Annotated in this window: 13 protein-coding genes; 7 read left to right on the forward strand and 6 right to left on the reverse strand. The window is 44.6% G+C overall.

The features are described from left to right. Positions 1–166 precede the first annotated feature (166 nt). Positions 167–1,447, forward strand: coding sequence for a hypothetical protein (locus I3255_RS12575; RefSeq protein WP_238039124.1), 1,281 nt, complete (start codon positions 167–169; stop codon positions 1,445–1,447). A gap of 148 nt (positions 1,448–1,595) precedes the next feature. Continuing rightward, positions 1,596–2,873, forward strand: a complete 1,278-nt coding sequence (locus I3255_RS12580; protein ID WP_238039125.1) for a hypothetical protein — start codon at positions 1,596–1,598, stop codon at positions 2,871–2,873. A gap of 282 nt (positions 2,874–3,155) precedes the next feature. Here I3255_RS12580 and cysE read toward each other — a convergent pair whose 3' ends face one another. The 5 genes from cysE to ggt all read right to left on the reverse strand — a co-directional run bounded on the left by cysE (position 3,156) and on the right by ggt (position 11,514). Continuing rightward, the gene (gene cysE / locus I3255_RS12585; RefSeq protein WP_238039126.1) at positions 3,156–4,070 is read right to left on the reverse strand and encodes a serine O-acetyltransferase; all 915 of its coding nucleotides are present in this window, start codon (positions 4,068–4,070) and stop codon (positions 3,156–3,158) included. Between the two features lie 189 nt (positions 4,071–4,259). Further along, entirely contained in the window at positions 4,260–5,138 is an 879-nt protein-coding gene (locus I3255_RS12590) for a TrmH family RNA methyltransferase (protein WP_238039127.1), read from the reverse strand. After that, on the reverse strand, positions 5,138–5,518 hold the full coding sequence (locus I3255_RS12595) for an Hpt domain-containing protein (RefSeq protein ID WP_238039128.1): 381 nt from the start codon (positions 5,516–5,518) through the stop codon (positions 5,138–5,140). The genes I3255_RS12590 and I3255_RS12595 overlap by 1 nt, the downstream gene beginning before the upstream one ends. Before the next feature lie 71 nt (positions 5,519–5,589). Beyond that, a complete protein-coding gene (dnaE, locus tag I3255_RS12600) occupies positions 5,590–9,309 on the reverse strand; it encodes a DNA polymerase III subunit alpha (RefSeq protein ID WP_238039129.1) in 3,720 nt (1,239 codons plus the stop codon). Positions 9,310–9,606: 297 nt separating this feature from the next. Beyond that, positions 9,607–11,514, reverse strand: a complete 1,908-nt coding sequence (ggt, locus tag I3255_RS12605; RefSeq protein WP_238039130.1) for a gamma-glutamyltransferase — start codon at positions 11,512–11,514, stop codon at positions 9,607–9,609. A 403-nt stretch (positions 11,515–11,917) separates the two neighbouring features. Here ggt and I3255_RS12610 point away from each other — a divergent pair, with 403 nt between their 5' ends. Beyond that, complete coding sequence (locus I3255_RS12610) at positions 11,918–13,945, forward strand: hypothetical protein (protein WP_238039131.1); 2,028 nt, start codon at positions 11,918–11,920, stop codon at positions 13,943–13,945. A 70-nt stretch (positions 13,946–14,015) separates the two neighbouring features. Beyond that, on the forward strand, positions 14,016–15,665 hold the full coding sequence (locus tag I3255_RS12615) for a hypothetical protein (RefSeq protein ID WP_238039132.1): 1,650 nt from the start codon (positions 14,016–14,018) through the stop codon (positions 15,663–15,665). 110 nt (positions 15,666–15,775) lie between these two features. On the opposite strand, the gene I3255_RS12620 is transcribed toward I3255_RS12615, so the two are convergent. Beyond that, complete coding sequence (locus tag I3255_RS12620; RefSeq protein ID WP_238039133.1) at positions 15,776–16,291, reverse strand: Spy/CpxP family protein refolding chaperone; 516 nt, start codon at positions 16,289–16,291, stop codon at positions 15,776–15,778. A 274-nt stretch (positions 16,292–16,565) separates the two neighbouring features. Between I3255_RS12620 and I3255_RS12625 the strand changes: the two genes are divergently transcribed. From I3255_RS12625 to I3255_RS12635, 3 genes are all read left to right on the forward strand, one after another. Continuing rightward, a complete protein-coding gene (locus I3255_RS12625; RefSeq protein ID WP_238039134.1) occupies positions 16,566–17,252 on the forward strand; it encodes a response regulator transcription factor in 687 nt (228 codons plus the stop codon). After that, the gene (locus tag I3255_RS12630) at positions 17,252–18,850 is read left to right on the forward strand and encodes an ATP-binding protein (protein WP_238039135.1); all 1,599 of its coding nucleotides are present in this window, start codon (positions 17,252–17,254) and stop codon (positions 18,848–18,850) included. Before I3255_RS12625 ends, I3255_RS12630 begins: the two co-directional genes overlap by 1 nt. Positions 18,851–19,303: 453 nt before the next feature. Then, on the forward strand, positions 19,304–22,439 hold a 3,136-nt coding region (locus I3255_RS12635; protein ID WP_269117325.1), incomplete at its 3' end, for an ESPR-type extended signal peptide-containing protein.

Raw genomic sequence — 22,439 nt, forward strand, 5'->3', positions numbered from 1 at the left:
CCGTATCTTAATCACCATTATATCTTGTTATCTGAAACCATCGCTGTTCAGTACTCACTCTGCCTTAACCTATCAGTTTCCTAGACGAAAATCTAATAAAAACTATGCGATTATATAAGCAATTGTTAGTATAAGTGACGATGTAATCTTCAAGATACTACTACCTATGCAAAAACCAATGAACTTTTTGAATAAAAAAATAATCAAGAGTTTAGTAGCAATAATCATTATATCTACTTTACCTGCCTGCGATAAATCCCCTTCCGAGCACCTTAAATCTTTTACCGAAGACAAATACCCTGTGGCAAATATGCCAGATGAGCCGTTAGAAACCCCACTTGAGATTAACGTCGAACCCAAGCGCTTAGCCATGACAAGCTCATGGAGCGCAGGGGTAAAAAACGATGGGACGCTTTGGACATGGGGTACAGACGGTTTATTGCGTGATACCAAGACGGGACAAGACCCAACGCCCAGGCAAGTCGAGGGCGTGAATGATGCGGTAGCCGTATCAGGCGGTAGTGGACATATGTTATTACTCCGTAAAGATGGCACAGTATGGGGATGGGGTAGCAACAGTTATGGAGAGATAGACCCTAATGATGACGATACTTTTATTGAGGAGTTGAGGCAGATTAAAGGGATTGAGAATTTGGTATATATTCATGCAGGTCAGCAAGCTTCTATATTTGTTAATAGTGAAGGAAAGGTGTTTTTTTTAGGGAACAACGAAACAGGTGTTGTTAACGGTAATATTCAGAAAAAATTTAATTCGCCTGTGCTTGTCGAAGGTTTTGAACACATTGTCAAAGCCGAAGGTAGTGCAGGTGCTATCGTCGCTCTGAATGAGGATGGATCAATTGTTTCATCCTCTTCAACATTAGACTCTTTAGGTAATCCAAGCGCTAAAAAAACTACTATTAGCAATGGAAAAATTTATTATTCACCAGTCATTGTTTCTCTTCCAAAACAGGCAGTTGATTTTACTAAAGGGTACGCAAATTTTGCTTTATTAGAAGATGGTAGTGTTTGGAGTTGGCGTTCGCATGAATGGTCTGCTCAGAAAGAATCTAAAGAAATCTTTATTAAGTCCCCAAAAAAAGTAGAAGGTCTATCAAAGGTTGTCAGATTAAATAGTATATCGGCTAATACTATCAATGGTGACCTTTATACGTGGGGTAATTACGTGTATTCATCTAGATCTGGTTCAACCAAAGACTATATTCAAAGACCTATACGGATTGCTCAGGATATAAAAGTTGACCAATATGGAACTGGAGGCTTCGCCGACTATTCTTTTATAGATGATAAAGGCAATGCTTGGATGTGGGGCGATAAAAGCGACAGAGGACAATGGGGGACAGGCAAAATAACTGAAGATTATATGCCAAAAGAATTCGTACTGAGTTTGCACGAATCATTATTCAACACTCATCCTAATAAATAATTATATCTGAAATCAAGAAAGCTTATTATGTCACAGTCAGTTAAAGATATTTTTTATCATGCCTTACTAGCTCGTGTAGATGGCTACGACGGGATTATATTCAAAGAGAAAGAGAAGAAAAGCCACGTAACTAAAAATAAGAAAAGCCATGCTTACTACTAACACAATCCCTCATAAGCATCTGTCTATAGTATCGGCAGCTGTCTTAGCGTTGTCTTTAACGTTGCTGACCTCCTGCGACAGCAACCCTATTAAAAAGATACAGTCTCTTACCGAAGAGAAATATCCTGTAGCAAATATGCCAGATGAGCCGTTAGAAACCCCACTTGAGATTAACATTGAACCTAAGCGCCTTGCGATGACCAGCTCATGGAGCGCAGGGGTAAAAGACGATGGTACGCTTTGGACATGGGGTACAGATGGTCTACTGCGCGAGACTAAGACAGGACAAGACCCAACGCCTAGGCAAGTCGAGGGCGTGAATGATGCGGTAGCCGTATCAGGTGCGGGTCATATGCTACTACTGAAAGATGATGGCACAGTGTGGGGTTGGGGTAGTAACTATCATGGAGAGATAGATCCTAGTGATGATGATACATTTATTGAAGAGTTACGACAGATTCAAGGAATTGAGAATGTTGTAGACATAGATGCTAGTGAGTTTGCTTCGATATTTTTAACACAAGATGGAAGCGTTTATATTTTAGGAAATAAGAATGATTATCCTAGCGAATGTAACGAGTTTAGGATATGTAAAATCACTATGTTCAATGATATGAACATAGTGAAAGTACAAGGTAGCATTAGTACGATTTTCGCACTTAATGACAAAGGTGAAATGTATACGACAGGTTTTTATCCAAAAGATTTAGGACGGTTTGAAGATAATTCAGGGTATCAAAATTTCAAACACAAAAAAGATCTATTTGGACTTGAGAAGGTAAATGTTCCTAGAAAAGTAGTTGATTTCTCATATGGGTTCGGAAATTTTGCACTGCTAGAAGATGGTTCTTTATGGAGTTGGGGCGATGGTAGTGGTGGATGGACAGCTCAAGGAACGCTTCAAAATAGCCTCAAGCCTAAAAAGGTTGATGGACTTAGTAAAGTGGTAAAAATGAATTCATACTCTGCCAATACGGATAATGGAGATTTATATATTTGGGGTATGTATACCTTTGAAGGAAAGATGTCCTCAAATCGAAGCAATATTTCTAGACCTATTAAAGTGATGAGTAATATTAGGGTTTCTCAGTATGTTGAAGGCAATGGTAACGAGTTTATATCAACTCTAGGTGATACTTGGTTTTGGGGGTCAAATTACTTAGCACAATTTGGTACTGGCGACATTCAAACAGAAAGATATGTTTCAAAAGACAAAACCCTAATTCCAAGAAAATCACTCTTCAATATTCACGCTAACAAGTAACTAACTTTAAAATTAAGAAGGCTCACTATGTCACAGTCAATAAAAGATATCTTTTATCACGCGCTACTAGCTCGTGCTGTCTACTCTGAGATGAAAAGAAGAAATTCGCAAGATTGACATTTTCTAGAGAGTTAAGCAGGATTGGATAGAATCTACCATGTATGCGGACATGGTAGATTCTATCCAATCCCGCTTTGTTTTCATTGGTTCTTTACTAAAACCTATATAAGCATTTGTTATCAGTCTATACGGCAATAGTACTGCCTATTTCTAACGACTGTCTTAGCGATTTTTTTCATCATTGATATCTTCTACATCAGCACGACCAATCACATCTAAATCCTCTAGGCACAACTTATCGTATTCCTTTTTGCAAAAATTAGGATCGATATCACACATCGCTGACTGCAACTGATCTAGGCGATTCTCTGATTGTTGAATGTGTTCGAGCATTTTAGCAAACGCTTCTGCGACAGGGTCTTGCGAATAAGGGTCGATACCATAGGCACGGAAGGTATTAGTGCGTTTTGCAGTAGAAGTGGTGTCAGCTGCTTGATCCTTGATGCTCTCGCCAGCTTGCGCGACTTTCTCTTGTTGCTTGGCGTCTTGTACTTTTGTCGCGATGGGATTGCCTTTTTCATCGTGATGATCTGAGATCATACGAGCGGCACTACCGACCATCGTAGCACCTGCTGGTACTGGTTTGACTACCACTGCATTCGAGCCAATTTTAGCATTTTTACCGACCGTAAATGGCCCTAAGACTTTTGCACCAGCACCAACGGTTACACCGTCTTCTAGCGTTGGGTGGCGTTTGCCATTATTCCAAGACACACCGCCTAGAGTAACACCGTGATACAACGTCACGTCGTTGCCAATCTCAGCAGTCTCACCGATGACGACCCCAACACCATGATCGATAAAGAAACGCTTACCAATCTTGGCAGCAGGGTGAATCTCAATACCTGTAATAATACGCGAGCCGTATGAGATGACGCGAGCCGCCAGTTTCTGTTCATGATTCCACAGACAGTGCGCACCGCGATGTAGAATGAGCGCATGGATACCTGGGTAGGTTAGGATGACTTCCAAACTATTGCGCGCTGCAGGATCGCGGTTAAATACCGCATCGATATCTTCTTTCAGATCTTTTTTGATGCTGACAAGCGATCTGAACAATTTGGATGGCAATGACATAAAGCGTCCTATCTATTCGTCGGTAAAGTAGCGTTGCTAAAGTAGCAATGTCTTTATTTTATGGTCATGATGGTTAAATAATAATGAGAGTATATGTTTGCTCATTTTTTCTAAGTTATAGCAGCTTTGTACCGCAAAATATAGTAAAAAGCTGTCAAATGAAGGCGAGCTGATAAACAGTGATTTCTTTTAATCTTTGGATAATTTTGCAATCAAAGCGCTTAATAGCTGATACTCTTTTTGATCAAGCTGTAAGCGTGATCCCAGTCTGGATAGGCGTGATGGTAATGACTTTAGATGTTCGCTATTTGCCAGACCGCGCTGTACCATAAGGTCAGTAGTACGCTGAGTAAGCTGTTGCAACTGCTGCTGATTGATAGCAGGCTCATCCCATTGTTGACGTAAATTCACATTGATTGCTGATTGGGAAGCAGTATTCTCGTCTAAACTGTCCGCTGTCTGAGTATGCGTTTGAGCATAAGCAAAGATAAAGCTTGCAATGACCTGCACTGCTGAGGCGACATTTAATACAGGATAAGCAGGATTGGCGTCGATTTGAATGTGATAATCAGCATAAGCCAACTCTTCATTGGTCAATCCACGATCTTCACGCCCAAATAAGATAGCGATATTTGGTTTGCTAGAAACAGCGTCTGATGAGGTGTCAACGTTATTATCATTTGCACTTAAAGCCGACTGTGTATCGATAAAATCAAACATAATCTTAGCGGCTTGCGTGGGTGTCACAACAGGGCGCGGCATATGACGACTGCGGCTGCTGGCTGCAAATACCAGCTGACAGTCGGCAATAGCAGACTCTAAAGTAGGTGCAATCACAGCAGATGACAGCAGCTCACTACCACCTGCCGCATGAGAGACACTGGTCTCATCAATTGGCAATTTGGGGTCGACAACGGTCAAACGGGACAAGCCCATTGTATGCATGGCGCGTGCGGCTGAGCCGATATTGGCAGGCAAAGTCGTATTGACCATGATGACTTGTAAGCAGTCGAGGTAGTCATTCACTGTACGGACTTGCTCAGTAGATGATAAAGAGTCGTTACTCATTATTGCCCCAATCTTTGATTGATTTCTTGTTCAGCACGTTGTAACGCGGCGGCAATCTCTTCAATCAGATCAGCTTGTTCACTAATGCGTCGCTCACGGCAGCATTCTTGTAGCTGGCTGCTAAGACGAACCAGCTGAGTCGTACCCAAATTGGCACTTGCGCCTTTTAGAGCATGCGCGGTCTCAAAGCCATTGGCGTTACCATCTTCTTGCTGAGCAATTCGCAGTGCTGCAACGCGTTTTCGACTGTCATTGAGGTACACTTGTATCAGCTCGACAAAGTCTTCTTCTAGCAAGTCACGCATATCTTCGAACTGTTCGTGATTGATAATCTCTTCATCAGTCTGACCAGTCATATTATTATTCGTCATGTCAGTCATGGCTTTTATCCAATTGTTAAAAGTTAAAGCAGTTAAGTTACTATAGTAGATTTTTGGTAGGATTGTGCATTTTAGCTGTAATGAAAGTGTAAGTTATCTTCACTAACTAAAGTCTTCAGCTGTTGCAAATTATCATCGTTTGGGTGAACCCGCCAATGTTCAGATAGCCCCACATTTGCGATACCATAAACGTCATACACGCTCAAGCCAAGTGGCAAGCAGTTATCATTGATAGAAGCATCCGTATTACTGAGCGCATTGTTTGCATAACTTTGGGGCATGCCGTTTTGGTTCATTGCGCCATGGTTCATATCGTTCTCTAGAGCCAGTAAGTCATTGCCATTTTCATCATACAAACTGCCGCCCATAGCAGGGTCATAGGCGCTACTACCACTATTGCCTTGCTCATCTTGCTCTTGATTATAAGCCAAGCGTGGCTCAGGAATGATGTCAGCCTGTGCGGATTTGAGTAATGGTTGCAAGCGTGTAAGAAGGTCGATATCGTTACCATGGACTTTGATACTGATTTTTTTGAGCCAACGCAGGCGGGCATCGACCATGCTCATGGCACTATCAAGACGCGCAAACAAGCGCCCATCACGCTCACGAATACTGCCTTTGACAATGACAACTTCATCAATTTTCAATTGCTCTTTGACGCGGTTGAAACGCTCAGCATAGCAGCTGACCTCCAATCTCGACGTGCCATCATCTAAAGTAATCACATTACGATTGCCAAAATTGGCAATATCTATAATGAGTCCTGCAAAATAGCAGCTACCGTTATAACCAGTATCTGCCAGTTTATTAAGACGAGCGCCTGAGGTGTAGCGTTTTAACTCATCCAAGTATTCATTAATTGGATGACCGGTTAAATATAATCCTAACGTGTTCTTTTCCGCTTTTAGGCGATGCTTGTCACCCCAGATTAACTCTGGCGTCATCACGAGTGGCGGTGCTGCAACAACACCGTCCATTTCGCCAAACAGATCCATCATGCCAAGCTCATTGTTCTGCCGATCTTGCTCAGCTGCTTGCACCGCGCTTGGCAGTTGGCTCATCAATGCACCGCGAATCTCGTAAGCTTCGTCTGCTGGTAAGTCGGGTCGTAGCGTCGCAGCAAAGTCATCAAAACAGCCTGCGCTAACCAATGCTTCTAGTGTACGCTTATTAACTTTCTTGATGTCCACACGGCGGCAAAAATCATATAAGTCTTTAAAAGGTCCATCCGTTCGGCGAGCATTAACGATGGACTCGACAGCCCCTTCACCAACACCTTTGATCGCCCCAAGACCGTAAATGATATTGGTCGGAGTATCGGCAACGAAATGCCATTCACTGCGATTGACTGATGGATTGACCACAGTCAAATCAAAGTTTTCGCGGCAGTCATTGATAAAGAACACGACGTTGTCGGTGTTGTTCATATCGGACGTTAATACTGCCGCCATGAATTCAGCAGGGTAGTACTGTTTTAGATAAGCCGTCTGATAGGCAAGTACCCCGTAAGCGGCAGAATGCGAGCGGTTAAAGCCATAACCTGCAAACTTTTCCATCAAATCAAACACGCCGCCTGATGTGACCTCATCGATGCCTTGCGAGGTTGCGCCAGTGACAAAGATATCGCGCTGCTTTGCCATTTCTTCTGGTTTCTTTTTACCCATCGCGCGGCGCAGCATATCAGCACCGCCCAGACTATAACCTGCCATGACCTGCGAGATTTGCATGACCTGTTCTTGATAGACAATAACGCCGTTAGTATTTTCTAAAATCGGTTCGAGATTGGGATGATCATAAATGACTTCCTCACGGCCGTGCTTACGGTCGATATACATCTCTACCATGCCTGCATCAAGCGGGCCGGGACGATAGAGCGCACACATGGCGATCACATCTTCGATGTTGGTTGGCTGCAGTTTGGCCAAATACTTTTTCATACCCATACTTTCTAGCTGAAAGACGGCGGTTGTTTTGGCATCTTGTAGCAGTTTATAGGCTTTAACATCATCTAACGGCAAGTCTTCCAATACCAATGCGGGCACGTTTTCTTTGGCACGGCGTAAGTTGATATTCTCAACTGCTGCGTTGATGACCGTTAAGTTACGTAGACCCAAAAAGTCAAACTTCACTAGTCCGACAGCTTCGACATCATCTTTATCAAACTGGCTGACACGGTGCCCATCGTCATCACAATAAATCGCACTAAAGTCCGTGATTTTATGCGGCGCAATCAGTACGCCACCAGCATGTTTACCGACGTTTCGACAGACGCCTTCAAGCTTAATCGCCATCTCCCAGATTTCAATGGCATCTTCATAATCCATGTTATCAGGGTTAGAGATTAAGTCTTTAAGCTGCGGCTCTTGCTCAAGCGCTTGGCTGAGGGTGATACCGGGTGTTTTGGGAATGAGCTTAGATATTTTATTGGCCAAAAAGTACGATTTGCTCTGTACACGCGCCACATCGCGTACCACCGCTTTTGCGGCCATCGTACCAAAGGTAATAATCTGTGAGACCGCGTCACGACCATAGGTCTGCGCGACATAATCAATCACGCGGTCACGACCTTCGATACAAAAGTCGATATCGAAATCGGGCATCGATACCCGCTCAGGGTTCAAGAAGCGCTCGAATAACAGGTCGTAATGAATCGGATCAAGGTCGGTAATATTGAGCGCGTAGGCGACCAATGAACCTGCACCAGAACCACGTCCAGGGCCTACTGGCACGCCATTGGCTTTCGCCCAGCGGATAAAGTCCATGACGATAAGAAAGTAACCAGGGAAGCCCATGGATAAAATAATATCTAGCTCGTAGGCGAGGCGCTCGTCATATCTTTGACGGAAATCGCTCCAATTGTCCGTACGTGCTTCAACAGGAAAAAGCTTATCTAAGCGCTGCTCAAGACCGCGCTGCGACTCGGCACGAAAAAACGACTCAATGGTCTCGCCTTCAGGGACAGGGAAGTCAGGCAGTACATTAATGCCTAGCGTCAAAGTGACATTACAGCGAGTTGCCAAGCGTAAGGTGTTATCAACTACTTGCGGAATATCAGCAAACAGCTGCGCCATTTGATCTTGAGTTTTGAGATATTGCTCATCTGAGTAGGTTTGCGGACGACTGGGATCAGCAAGGACATAAGAGCCTGCGATACACACACGGGCTTCATGCGCATCAAAATCCTCTTGCTCTAAGAAACGCACGTCATTATGCGCAATGATGGGGATGTTGTGTTTGGCACCTGAATGGATGGCTGCTCTAATAAAGGCATCTTCGCCTGAACGATTGGTACGCTTGATCGCAAAGTACAAACGATCGTCAAACTGTGTCTGCCACTCAGTAAGTAGTTCATCGGCCTTTTCTGGCATCGAGCCGACCAATGCTTGACCCACGTCTGACTTCTCTGTGAGCAGTACAATCACACCTGCCGCATGCTCTAATATATGACTGCGCTTGATAACTGGCGTGCCATGATTCATAGGATTAGCACGACCTTCGGTAAACCCAAGCGATACGATGCGGGTAATGTTTTGATAGCCCTCATTATTCATCGCAAGTAGGGTAAGGCGCGTGTCTTCATTATCCATGATGATTTCGCTGCCGATAATGGGCTTGATACCCGCACCTAGGCAAGCACGGTAAAACTTCACCGTGGCATATAAATTGGACAAATCGGTCAAAGCTAGCGCCCGCTGATTGTCAGCCGCCGCCGCTTTCACGAGCGGCTTGATGCGCACGATAGAATCGGTGATGGAATATTCGCTGTGGATGCCAAGGTGTACAAATGCCATAGAGGACTCTTACTAGTACGATCAAAAGAAATAAGCTACTGATAAAATACAGGATGTTTATCAATCATTTGTAATGTTATCAAGAGGTGATTGAGACCTCGGTAGCCATGTTGATACGTTTTAAATGGGGTCGTTAATAATAGCATTATTTGCTACCAACAGCCACTGATTGCAGGGGTTTAATCTGAGCGATGTAAGTTATCATGCTAATGTAATTAAGTAAGAAATCGTATAAAAAAACCCTCAACACGATAAGGTGTGGAGGGCTATATTATTAATAATTAAAGATAATTTTACTTAGTATCCAACCACCGCCGCATCAACAATACGGGGATCAGAAGAGCCATAGACGCCGTTTGGTGTGAGCATAATCGACTGCGTAGAGCCCATGACTGATTTTGGACTGACCGTGTGCCCCATAGATTCTAGTTTTTTGACCGTATCAATATTTAGTGCTTTTTCAACTCGAATCTCATCAGGTAGCCATTGGTCATGAATACGCGGCGCGTGAGTTGCCTCAGCGATGTTCATATCATGGTCGATGACGTTAGAGATGATTTGGGTGACGGTCGTGATGATACGACTACCGCCTGGGCTGCCCGTAACGATATACGGTTTGTTGTCTTTAAATACCAGCGTTGGACTCATTGAGGATAGCGGACGCTTATTGGCTTCAACAGCATTGGCGTCACCACCAATCAGTCCATAGCCATTGGGTACACCTGGCTTGGCAGAAAAATCATCCATTTCGTTGTTTAACAAGATACCTGTGCCATCAGCCACGAGACCAGTGCCATAAGAGAAATTCAACGTATAGGTGTTGGCGATGGCATTGCCGTCTTTATCAACGATAGAGAAATGCGTGGTTTGGTCGCTTTCATAAGGGAGCGGATTGTTTGCTTTGATGGTCGAGGCTGGCGTGGCTTTATTTGGATCAATCAAGGTGCGCAGTTTATCCGCATAGGCTTGTGACGTTAGGCCGCTAGCAGGTACGTCAATAAAATCCGAATCACCGAGATACTCAGCACGATCTGCATACGCTAGTTGCATAGCCTCCGCCATCAAATGAATGGTCTGTGCGCTATTTTGACCATAGTCCTTGAGGGGATAGCCTTCTAAGATATTTAATATTTCAATAATATGAATACCACCAGAGGAGGGTGGCGGCATTGAGACAATCTCATAGCCACGGTAATCGCCTTTGACAGGCACGCGGGCGATGGCTTCGTAATCGGCTAAATCCTGTAAGCTCATGCTACCGCCCGCAGCATTGACGGCTTTTACGATGTCACGCGCGGTTTCCCCTTTATAAAACCCGTCTGCACCTTGTGTTGCAATGCGCTTTAGCGAGCGGGCAAGCTCAGGCTGCTTTAACCGCTCACCCGGCTGATAAGCGCTACCGTCCGCTTTAAAAAATACCTTTTTGGTGCTTGGCCACTTTTGTAAGCGATCACTCAAAGCAGTAAGCGACTCGGACAAGCCTGCGGTGACTGTTATGCCGTCTTCTGCCAATGCGATCGCTGGTGCCATGACTTGCTCGCGGCTCATGGTGCCATGCTCTTCTAGTGCTTTTAGTAGTCCTGCGACTGTCCCTGGCACACCAACGGCTAAGCCATGATAACGAGATAAGTCACTGACTGCGTTGCCCTCATCGTCGAGATACATATCACGAGAGGCGCTACTTGGTGCTTTTTCGCGATAATCGAGTGCTACAGTTTTGCCTTGCTTGGCATCATAAATCATCATAAAACCGCCACCACCGATATTACCAGCACGTGGCAAGGTCACAGCAAGGGCAAAGCCAACCGCAACCCCAGCATCTACCGCATTACCACCGTCTTTCAAAATCTGCAAACCGATGTCAGAAGCAAGCGCTTCTTGGGTGGCGACCATGCCATTTTTTGCCCATACTGGATGATGAATTGCATCTTCAGAGTAGATAGCTTGGTCGCTATTGGCATTGTTTGATGTGGTTTTTAGAGTACTGGTTTTTGCCCGTGTGATGCGTTTGGTTTCAGATAGGACAGTTGGATTGTCCGTCATAATGGCTAAATTTAGCGCATTGGTATCAATGGATGTGTTATTGACTGTGGGGCTGTTGGCTGAAACGGTTGGCTCTAGCGCATGGGCTGAGACAGACAGTAGAAGCGTACTACCGAATATGAGTATAGGTGAGCGCCGAGGTTTCGCAGAAAAATCAAGCATCAAAAAATCCTTTTTTATGAGTAACTGTCAATATTAAAGCAAGCAAAATCATTTAAGCGCGTGATAAAGATTCCGCATAATTAATAGTACCAATAGATAATACTAATAGTTTGTTTGCCAAAAACACTAAGGTAGCACATTGCAAAATAAAAAAGCGATCTCTTAATACGGCTGTTATTAGCAAAGCCAGATTATTATTGCGCCTAATTATAGGTCGTTAAATTTAGATTTGATCCAGTCAATCTAATGAAGCGGCTTTAAAATCATTGATATACGCGAGATATTTGATTTATCCCAAACAAATGATTGCTTATATCTACTAATTTGTAACTTTTTGTGTTATAAGTAATTTCTTTTCATACGCTATCATTTCTACTATTTGTTTATACTCTGTGAGGTTTTTATGTCCATGCCAAGCGCCGACCAATGTCAGACTCAAGATGGAGCGAAGCCTGTTGTCAGCCTGCCTACATCAAGAGACAATAAGCATAAGTGGCTATCATTAGCGAGCAGTGCCTTACTGCTCAGCGGCGTCAGTCTGACATTGGTAGGTTGCCAGTCTGCGCCGATGGCCAAAAAAGCAACGCCTGCATCAGGGGCATTGATTGATTTTAATACGGTAGATGCCACCCAGCGCGCGGCACAAAGCCAAGCATTTATCAAACGCATGCAGGCAGATGGTGGTCAGTATGCGCAGATTTTTGATCAAGATGGCCACTCTAGTGCAGAGCAGCAAGCCAAAAATCAGTTGCTCACGGCTATCCGCCAGCATTTGGCAACGGAGCACTTAGCCGTTTCTAAAGCCAGTTATCATGTCAAACCCTACACAGACGCCAGCAGCATAGATACAGGCGCAAGTGGTCTACTGAGAACCGCTATCGAAACCTATCTGTATCAGCAATCGCAAATAGATGATGGCAGCGCTGACTATGACCTAGATGGCTATGATTTGGATAGTGATGAAGATGCTTCAGAATATGACCTTTCTGAAGAACAAAGAAGAGCGGTTGCGGAGATGGTGAAGCAGTCTTCTACAGAATTAATAGATAATATGGAAGCGGATGAAGATTTAGCGTTTGGCGAAGATGGATTTAATGGATACGGCTATGATAAGGATGGCTACCACCGTGATGATTATAATCATGATGATGACGACAACTATGATGATGAAGATAATGACTATGACAATAACTACAATAGTGACAATGAATCCGCCAATGATAGCCGGTTCTCTTTTCTCTCAAAGGTACAACCAAAGGAGTTATTAAGCAGCTACGAAGCCATGCAAGTTGCCAAAGCAGCAGGCGAGTACACCTCATCATTATCGGGTGATAATACTGGCATAATCGGCATGTTGCTTGGTGGTATACACAAAACCCCTGAACAGACAGAAGCGCTCAATGCTTATCAATATCAGTATCTGACCATCAACAGCGTCAGTCACTATCAGCCTACGCAAAAACAATTACAGAGCGTGTACAGCTACGACTATATCGCGCCAACCATACAGGCATCGGTACAGATACCGCTGGGACTAGATTTTAAAAACAGCCGCTTGACCATTGATCCCTCTGCCTTTATGCCGCTAATGGCACTAGCAGATCCTGAAGACACGGCGCTACCAGATACAATGGCCACGCACACGGTAGACTTTGGTCTGCCTGAAAGTGTCACTTCACAAATATCATCAGCGGTTTTATACGATGCCTTCATGGCGGCGCTACAAGACAGTATCTCAGAGCTTGCGCCAGATTACTTTAGTAGCGTCACGATAGCCGACGATTCATTTGCCCAGCAAGTTGGCGCGGACAAAGCCATCAAGGTCTACTTTGGTAGTCAGCAAAGTGGCGAGATGGTGGGTAAAATGATCAAATATATGAGTCAATCACTCCAACGTCATGTCGATAGCAATCCTGATCAATACCCTGATGGCGCAGCACTCAAACTGGCTATTGATAAAATCCAGCAATATAACAAAGGCTATCAAAGTGCGGATGTCGGTGCATTATTGCAACTGGTAGAAGCGGTCAGCCCATTCTCCTTTCATTATACCAACTACTATTATCTTGATCGCTCAAATCAGCTACTTGCCAAGCAGCAGCGCGTGAACCTAGGCAGTGATTTACTCGGCTCAACGACCAGTGTGGTCAATCAAACTCGCTATGATGCTGCAAGTGTCCAGCAAAGCCGACTGACTCCGCTATTGCAACAGACTTTTGCATCGGATGCGCCGCCCGCTATCGATGGCAGTGAGCGGATCATGCAGATGCGTCAGAAAAAATCGCAGCTTGATGAGGCACGCTACGCCCGTTATGGCTATGAAGATACTAGCCGCACCGATACCGATGAATACAGCAGTGATGACTATGATAATGATAGCTACGATAATGAGGCATACGAAATGGATGACAGCACTGGCATGACTCCTTGAGTCAATAAGTATGCCTGCCAAAAATCGCGCCAGTATCGAATAGACCATCACGTTTTTTAGGATAAATAATATGAAATTCAGCACGAAGTCGCCGTTCTCTGTCAAACCTCTAGCCATCAGCACCTGCCTACTCAGCACCTTACTATTGGTGGGCTGTCAGTCCATGCCGTCTGTTCAACCGTCTAGCCCAACTGCGCTTAGTACCGCGCAGACACCAGCTGCCGCCAAAACCATGATCATAAATGCACAGCAACAGCAGCGCCGTCAGTCATTGGCTTATCACAGCAATATTGAAATCAACAACGATAAGAAATTCATGGGTATTAATACAGATAAGCTGATGGCAACAGGCGATGATGTGGACAGCTACTGTGAAGACAAGCACGACCAAGATTATATTGCACTAACCACTGAGGCGGCGGCACAAGATAAAGACCTATCAGATGCCATTTATGATGAAAAGCGCAACGCTCTAAAGAATACGTATCTTGCCTGCACGAGTAACTATCGCGCTTGGCGTGAGAATCAAAACGACTATGCTGACGACTATTTAGAGCGTTATTCAGAAGCGTATGATAACACCAGTAGCGACGAGAACACCGAAACAGCATCTGTTTCACCTTATTATGAAAAGCTATTTAGCGAGTATGACACTCAGCCAACCAAGCTATCGGTCAAAAAACAACAGCTGCTTGATGCCTATTTATTAAAGCCGCTGTCCATTGATGTACAAGGCGTATACCAGCCATTAGCAGGTAGATTCACCATGTTACCAAGCGCACAGTACAGCGCGCGCAATCATCACAGCAGTATTAGTCAGCCCATTTATGTGGATGCAAAATCAGGTAATATCTACTTGTGGGCGGACAATTTTGCCATGTTTAACGCCTCATATTTGGACGATAAATTGGGCACGACATGGAAAAATAAATGGCTAAAGATTGCGATGAATGATGGTAGCTTACCCAAAGGGTTTGGTATGGCGCTGGTCAAAAGTCACTTTAAGGCCATGGATGACGTCTACGCGCAAGCAGACACGCGTCAGTTTGAGTTTGTCACCGCACAAAGTCTGAATAACATGTCACCCAAGCTGCCTGCGCACCAACTACAAGCAATGCAAAAAAGCAGCCAAATCATTCGCCGCCTGCAAGATGAGATCAGCTATGAGCAAGCGCAGCGCCAGTATTATAGTACGCTATACTCATTGATTGGTCAGCAGTACCCTGAGCTGATCAAAGAAGCAGACAACACCGTAGCGGATGATGATAAAAAAGCACTGACCAGTAAAGTTATCGTGCAGCAAGGTTTGGCGATGATGAAAAACATGTTTGAGGAGCCAGACGATGCCGACGCTACAGATAGTAGCAATGCTCAAGTAAAAGTATTTGTGCAGGATCTAAGCGGGCTTGACAGTCAAGGAAAGCTGTTATGGCAGCATCAGCGCCTGCCGTTATCATCCATCGCTAGTAGCAAGCAAGCATCAACGGAACAAGTGGTGATTGATGTCTTGAACCAATATGCACCGATACGCGAGCAAGATAGTGTGTTTCCAAACCTACCAAGTAACATGCAGATACCGTCTGCCCAAAACAGTGTCGATCTCAAAGACTATAGCCAAGTGCTGACGGAATATTACCGCGACGGTCATGGCACAGCAGTGGGTAAAATGATATTTAACATGCTGCCAATGGCGAAAGCGCGTTTTGGGGCGACAGACTAACTGGAAGATAGCATCATTGAGTGTTAAGTAGGATACTGTCGTAAAAAAGCGCATCGTATAAACGGTGCGCTTTTTTTAATATGGCCATCATTTATGTTGTGACAGACTTTTTACATACCTTGATGATGTGGTTTGCCATGGCCTTTACGATCTTTTGAGTGCTTACGACCTTTTTCTTGTCTTTCTGATTTGAGCTGTTCCATTTTTGCACGCTGCTCAGCGGTCAACACCTGAGAGATGGCATGCTGCGTTTGGACGCGCTCAATAAAGCGCTGTTTTGCTTTTGCCGCTTGCTGATCGGCCAAACGATTTACCGCCGCGTTGTTCAATGTACTCGCATTGGTCAATGCTTGTATTTGTTGTTCCATTTGTGCACGTTCTGCTTGGTTTTTTGCACGGTCAGCAGTACGATTGCCATGCTTTTCTTGCATGATGGCTTTGATTTGCGCTTGCTGCGTCGCTGTTAGATCCAGCTTTGACATAGGACCTCTCATCGCGCCATCTTTATGGTTTTTTTGCATTTGGGTTGTTGGCGCGGTATCAGAAGCTGCATTGACACTAGAACATGCTGTCACAGTAAATACGCTAGAAGCTGCTAATACTGAGCCCAATAATAATTTTTTCATGATGACATCCTTTACGAAGTAGAGTTTGGTTAAGTAAACACTAAAGTCTTATCTTGCAAGCATCGCGTTTTAAGCGCTATTGATCGTTGTGATGAATCGTCTTAAAAGTGCAGGTCTTGCGGTTGATAGAAGCTATCTTACGGCAGTTAAAGGTTACGAACATTTATGAAGTATTAAGAAAGGTAACGTTTATGGCGAATTGATACGCGCTTGCCTGATAATATGGGCAAGTAAACGAATGAAAGCCAATCAAAATCATGGAAAGGAGGTAAGTGTGCCAAATATATTGATAGGCGATGATGATGAAGAATTGACTCAGTTACTACAAGAGTATTTGCACAACCATGGTATTCATTGCGACTGTGTCCACGATGGGGCGGCGGTTATACAACGATTGAAGGCGGTGGCGCATGATGATTCTGCTTATGATTTGCTCGTTCTCGATATCATGATGCCAAAAATAGATGGGCTAAGTGTGCTGCGGCAACTGCCAAATATCAGTGATATCCCTGTGATTATGCTGACGGCAAAGGGTGAGGAGATTGATCGTATTATTGGTTTAGAGCTGGGCGCTGACGATTATATCACCAAGCCCTGTAACCCCCGCGAGCTACTGGCACGTATCAATGCTGTGATTAAGCGTACCAATACGACCACGTCTGAGCATACGCCGCTACCAGAGAGCCGCTTGCATCTTGATCAAAACCAGCGTATTTGTGAAATAGATGGTGTAGCACTACAAGTGACGGGAACAGAGTTTGACTTACTCGTGGCGCTGCTCAAGCAAAAAGGAGAGGTGGTTAGCAAAGCATGGCTGTCAGAGAATGTCTTGCAGCGTGAGTTGCAGCCTTTTGATCGTAGCCTTGATGTGCACGTGTCTCGCCTGCGCAAAAAACTTCAGCCTTTTCATGACGAACCAATAAAAGCGGTACGCGGTAAAGGCTATCAACTGGTGCTCTAATGATAAAAACTTCCAGTAACCCCGTCAAATCACCGAAATTCAAAGTGCGAATCACGCTGTTTTGGCGTTTATTCCTGAGTCTATTACTGACGATACTAATTACCTCACTATTATCCATTATGGTGGAGCGCTGGCTGGCTGAAAAAGAGCTGACGGCTCGTATGGACATACAAATTGAGAGTCTATTAATTCAGCGTCAAGAGATGGTCGATGCGCTGCGAGTGGGTGATTTGATAGCTGTCAGGCAGATGTATCGTCAAGATCGACGCCTCATGAGTCAAATAAGAGTCTACGATGAGCAAGGCGCTATTATATTTCCGCGTTATCGGGACAGAGACGAGCGCACGCAAGGACGTGGGCAGAGCGGGCAGCAGTCGATGGAACGTGCTATGCAGCAACCACTGCCGTCACTACCTAGAGCTTACGATAACAATAAACCAAGCAATCCGAATGATGAGATGCCCACAAAACAGCCTTCTGTTTTGCACGAAATCCTAAAACCAATAATGTCGAGCAGTGCTGCGATAGCGGACATCGATACTCGCCCTGAACTGGCAGACATCTCGGTTGAACTGCCTGATGGACAGTCAGTCATCATACAGTTGCGCCCGCATCTACGTTTTGCAGATGTGGTGGAGCTACAGCATGGTAATTTTCCCATACGTTTACTATTGATTATAGCCTTTAGTGTGTTGGTTTGTGTCTGGCTCAGCCGTACGTTGACTCAGCGTATTGGACGTGTGCAGAGTACCGTTCATCGTATGATTGATGGGGATTATCAAGCCAATCCAGCGCTGTCAAAAATGGGTGATGATGAGCTGGGGCTACTGGCCAAAGACGTGGCTCATTTGTCAACGAGACTGGCTGATAGTGAGCTGGCGCGTAAGCAGATGCTCAGTGATATCTCGCATGAGTTGCGCTCACCGCTCGCGCGTCTCGATGTTGCAACTGAGCTGACTCGTGATTTTGCACCCAATGCCCATCGTTATTTAGACCGTATTGACAAAGAGTCTGCGCGGATGAATGAGTTAATTGAGCAAATCATCCATATTCAGTCCCTACAAATGCAGCAATATACGATTGATAATTTGGAGAGCGAAGCTGTCGATTTGTCCGAGATCATCAGTGACATCGGGCAGGATGTGTGTTTTGAGTTTCAGCATAAAGAGGTTAGATGGCAGTGGCAACCACCTGAATATTTATTTGCCAATGACTTAAAAAGCGCTTGGACAGTACAAGGCAATCAAGAGCAGCTGCATAGTGCACTTGAGAATGTCGTTCGCAATGCTTTTATGCACACGGCAGCGGGCTCGACAGTCATTGCTGACATGAAAGCAGTGCAGATAGATAATAAAATGCCTGCGATTCAGATCACCATCACGGATGAGGGTGGCGGTGTCGCGGATGAAGATCTAGAACGTATTTTTCAACCATTTGTCCGTCTCGATACGGCTCGTCATCGTGATACGGGCGGTTATGGGTTGGGGCTGGCCATTGTTCATGCTGTAGTGATGGCGCATAAGGGATATATTAACGCCCATAATCGACGAGATAGTGTACTAGGATTGGTGGTGCAGATAGTATTACCGATTAAATAGTGAAATTTATCATGAGGAAAAAGCTCAACGTATCAGTAGATACTTCTCATGGATTGATGTTCCATATTTTATAAACATTAAGACAGCGATATTAAAAGAAACATCAAAAGAAATTATTAGAATATTGATCGTAAATCAATATAGAAATATTAATATTCATTTATTAACATAAATATATTTGTTTATGCGAATATAATAGATGAACGGTATTAAATCCCAGATGAACGGCATTGTTACTCTCTATATATTCGGTAATACTAATATATAGAGAGTGTGATACAGAACTTACAAAACAAAACGTCTAATTTATCGAACATTAACACCAGTAACATTTAACAAGGTTTCATTATTATAGATTCATAACTCGTTTTATTTGGTCATATCGACTCTCTTGCAAGATGGATTTTATCTCTGATTTTTTAAATCTGACAAATCTGTAAGGGAGTACACATCATGAACCGCATCTATAAAGTCATCTGGAATGAAGCCTTAAATTGTTTTACCGCAGTCGGTGAATACGCAAAAGGGCGTGGCAAATCTTCCAAATCTAGTGTTAGCTCTAACGCTACTATCAATACCACATCCAATGTATCTGCTATCAAGACATTACGCTTAAGTGCCATGGGGCTTGGGCTATTGGCTGCTGGCTTTGGTATGCAGGCAAATGCAACAGGTTCAGAGAATCACCATGATGGTGACTATAGTCACAGCCATGGTAGTCATGGCGTCCATACCCACACCTCTGGTAACAATAGCCACAATAGTTCTGGTCAGGGTAACCCCAGTAGTTCAATCGCACTAAAATTTGAAGGGGATAATGCTACGACCATTACACGTACTAATGGCGAGACACTTAATATCTTGGGCGGGGCAACTGGAACGCTAACGAATGGTAACATCGGTGTGTTTGGCATAGGCGATACTTTAACCGTCAAACTCGCTCAAAAAATCGATCTGGGTACTGATGGTAGCCTCAAAATGGGTGATACTTTGGTTGATAATTCAGGTATCAAGATCACGGCTAGCAGTGCAGCTAATAATGTGACGCTTAGTAGTAGTGGTCTAAATAATGGCGGCAATCAAATTACAAACGTCGCAAGTGGTGTAGGTAATGACTCCAATGCTGCAAACATCGGTGATCTGAACAATGCAGTCGCCGCTAACAAAACCAAGTACTATAGCGTCAACTCAACTGCTGTTGGCAATGCTAATAATGATGGCGCAACCGGACCCAATGCTATGGCGATGGGTGGCAATGCTAGTGCTACTGGCGGGCAAGCCATTGCCATTGGTAGTGGTCAAAGTGGACAGAACACCGTAGCTAGTGGACAGCAGTCTATTGCCATCGGTGCAAACGTCGTGTCAAAAGGGCATTCTTCTATTGCCGTTGGTGGCGATGATCTAGATGATGCCTCAAAAGCCAATATCGATGGGACCTCAGTATCCACACTCAATGGCGGCGATGTCAATACTACTTTCTTTTCCTATACAGGTCGTGATCTGGTTGAAACGCCGCGCTACAAGATAAACACTGAGTCAGGTGGTGCCGCTTCCATAGCTATTGGGGCAAAAGCGCTATCTGAAGGTGCATTATCTACCGCAATTGGCGTGCAGTCCTCTTCATCTGGTGTTGCGTCTTCTGCCTTCGGTATAGGTGCATCAGCAAGTGAAAAAGGATCAGTCGCACTTGGTGCAGGTTCAGTGGCTAATGTTGCAGGCGGTGTGGCGGGTTACGTCCCAACAGGCGTGAGTACAGCAGGTGCGATGGTAATCACAAACACTCAAAGTGGTGCAAATTCTGGTGCTGTATCAATAGGAAGCAGTATTGAGGGCGGTACTCGTCAGATTGTCAATGTCGCTGCTGGTACAAATGACAGCGATGCAGTGAACGTATCTCAGCTAAAAGCGTTAGATACTGTCGTTGCTGGTATTGATTTCCCTATCCGCTCTAGCAATGCACAGCCATACACCACATCAGTAACAGGTGCTGACGCGCTTGCCGTAGGCTCCAATGCCAATGCAAACGGTAGTAACTCAACCGTGGTTGGAGAGAATGCATTTGGAAATGCCAATGCAACCGTCATCGGTGAAGGTGCACGATCTTCATTCAACGGATTTGCTGGTGGTCAAGATGCAAAAGCAGGTGTTAATTCAGTTGCGATAGGGCAACGAGCCACAAACGGAACCGCAAGTCGTGCGGTTGCTATCGGCTACGAAGCTAAAGCAACTGCCAATGACACCGTTGCACTTGGTCTTGATGCGCAAGCGCCGGCTGTAGGCGGCGTTGCACTCGGTAAAGGCTCTAGAGCAAATGCTCTAAATAGCGTGGCTTTAGGTCAAAACTCTATTGCAGTTGTACAAAGTGGCGCTTCATTCTTAACCAACGTTGCTGCTGATGCTGATAATGGCACAGTCTCGGTAGGAGCTGTTGGAAGCGAACGTCGTATCGTTAACGTTGCAGGTGGTTCAGCAGATACTGATGCAGTAAACGTATCTCAGCTAAAAGTGGTCACAGAAACAGCTAATAGAGGCTGGGATATCAGTGCACAAGGTGACAGTGCTACCGCAAGTACGGTAGAACCTAGCGACTCAGTTGACTTCAATAGCAAAAACAGCAACATTACTGTCTCCAAAACAGCAAACAGTAATGATGTCTCATTTGAACTCAACAACGATCTTGATCTAGGAAATAACGGTAGCGTCAGCACAGGTAATATCTTTGGCGGAACTCAGGTTAATCGCTTTGGCATGGCCACAGGCGGTCTAGCAATGGGTGGCGTAACGACGGTTAGCGGAGTTGGTGTGACGGTAACGGGTACAAACCCATTATCTAATGCAACATTGACCAGTGATGGTCTAAGCTTGATCAATGGTCCAAGTATTACTAAATCTAATGGTATCAATGCCGGTAATAAAAAAGTAGTCAACGTCGCAGATGGTGTCTCAGCTAAAGATGCCGTCAATGTCAGTCAGCTTAATAGCGCATCTGCCGCTGCTAGAACAAAAGTAGTCAAAGGCACCAATGTCGCCAGCGTTGACTTTTCAACTGACAGTATTACAGGGCAAGATGTGTATACCGTTAATGCTAATGCTTCTAAAACCTCAGCAGGTTCTACAGCTATAGACGTAAGTGCTACGACGGATGCCAGTAATTTGACTGATTACACAGTTGACCTAAGCCAAGGCACTAAAGACAGTCTAATAAAAGCAGATAATTCAGTGCAGTATGATAACTTAGCCAAAACTAGTGTGACACTAGGTAACATAGGTTCAACTACCCCCGTTACACTGACTAACGTCGCTGCAGGCGAAATAAGCGAAGATAGCTCCGATGCAGTGAATGGAAGCCAGCTATTTGAAACTAATACTAAGGTCGATAAAGGCTTCGCTCTGAAAGCTGCTGATGGTAATACCGTACAAAAGTCATTGGGTCAAGCAGTAGAAGTCGTCGGCTCTAATGAAAATATCGACACAAGAGTGAGAAATGGTAAAATCGAAGTCAAGCTTAATAACGACCTCGATCTAGGTAGTAATGGTAGCGTCAGCACAGGTAATATCTTTGGCGGAACTCAGGTTAATCGCTTTGGCA

The sequence above is a fragment of the Psychrobacter sp. Ps6 genome (genome assembly GCF_022129235.1).
Lineage (GTDB): Bacteria > Pseudomonadota > Gammaproteobacteria > Pseudomonadales > Moraxellaceae > Psychrobacter.

Excerpts from the sequence above, each read along its gene's own strand:
- I3255_RS12575 (WP_238039124.1), top strand. The coding sequence starts at position 167 with ATGCAAAAACCAATGAACTTTTTGAATAAAAAAATAATCAAGAGTTTA.
- I3255_RS12580 (WP_238039125.1), top strand. The coding sequence starts at position 1,596 with ATGCTTACTACTAACACAATCCCTCATAAGCATCTGTCTATAGTATCG.
- cysE (WP_238039126.1), bottom strand. The coding sequence starts at position 4,070 with ATGTCATTGCCATCCAAATTGTTCAGATCGCTTGTCAGCATCAAAAAA.
- I3255_RS12590 (WP_238039127.1), bottom strand. The coding sequence starts at position 5,138 with ATGAGTAACGACTCTTTATCATCTACTGAGCAAGTCCGTACAGTGAAT.
- I3255_RS12595 (WP_238039128.1), bottom strand. The coding sequence starts at position 5,518 with ATGACTGACATGACGAATAATAATATGACTGGTCAGACTGATGAAGAG.
- dnaE (WP_238039129.1), bottom strand. The coding sequence starts at position 9,309 with ATGGCATTTGTACACCTTGGCATCCACAGCGAATATTCCATCACCGAT.
- ggt (WP_238039130.1), bottom strand. The coding sequence starts at position 11,514 with ATGCTTGATTTTTCTGCGAAACCTCGGCGCTCACCTATACTCATATTC.
- I3255_RS12610 (WP_238039131.1), top strand. The coding sequence starts at position 11,918 with ATGTCCATGCCAAGCGCCGACCAATGTCAGACTCAAGATGGAGCGAAG.
- I3255_RS12615 (WP_238039132.1), top strand. The coding sequence starts at position 14,016 with ATGAAATTCAGCACGAAGTCGCCGTTCTCTGTCAAACCTCTAGCCATC.
- I3255_RS12620 (WP_238039133.1), bottom strand. The coding sequence starts at position 16,291 with ATGAAAAAATTATTATTGGGCTCAGTATTAGCAGCTTCTAGCGTATTT.
- I3255_RS12630 (WP_238039135.1), top strand. The coding sequence starts at position 17,252 with ATGATAAAAACTTCCAGTAACCCCGTCAAATCACCGAAATTCAAAGTG.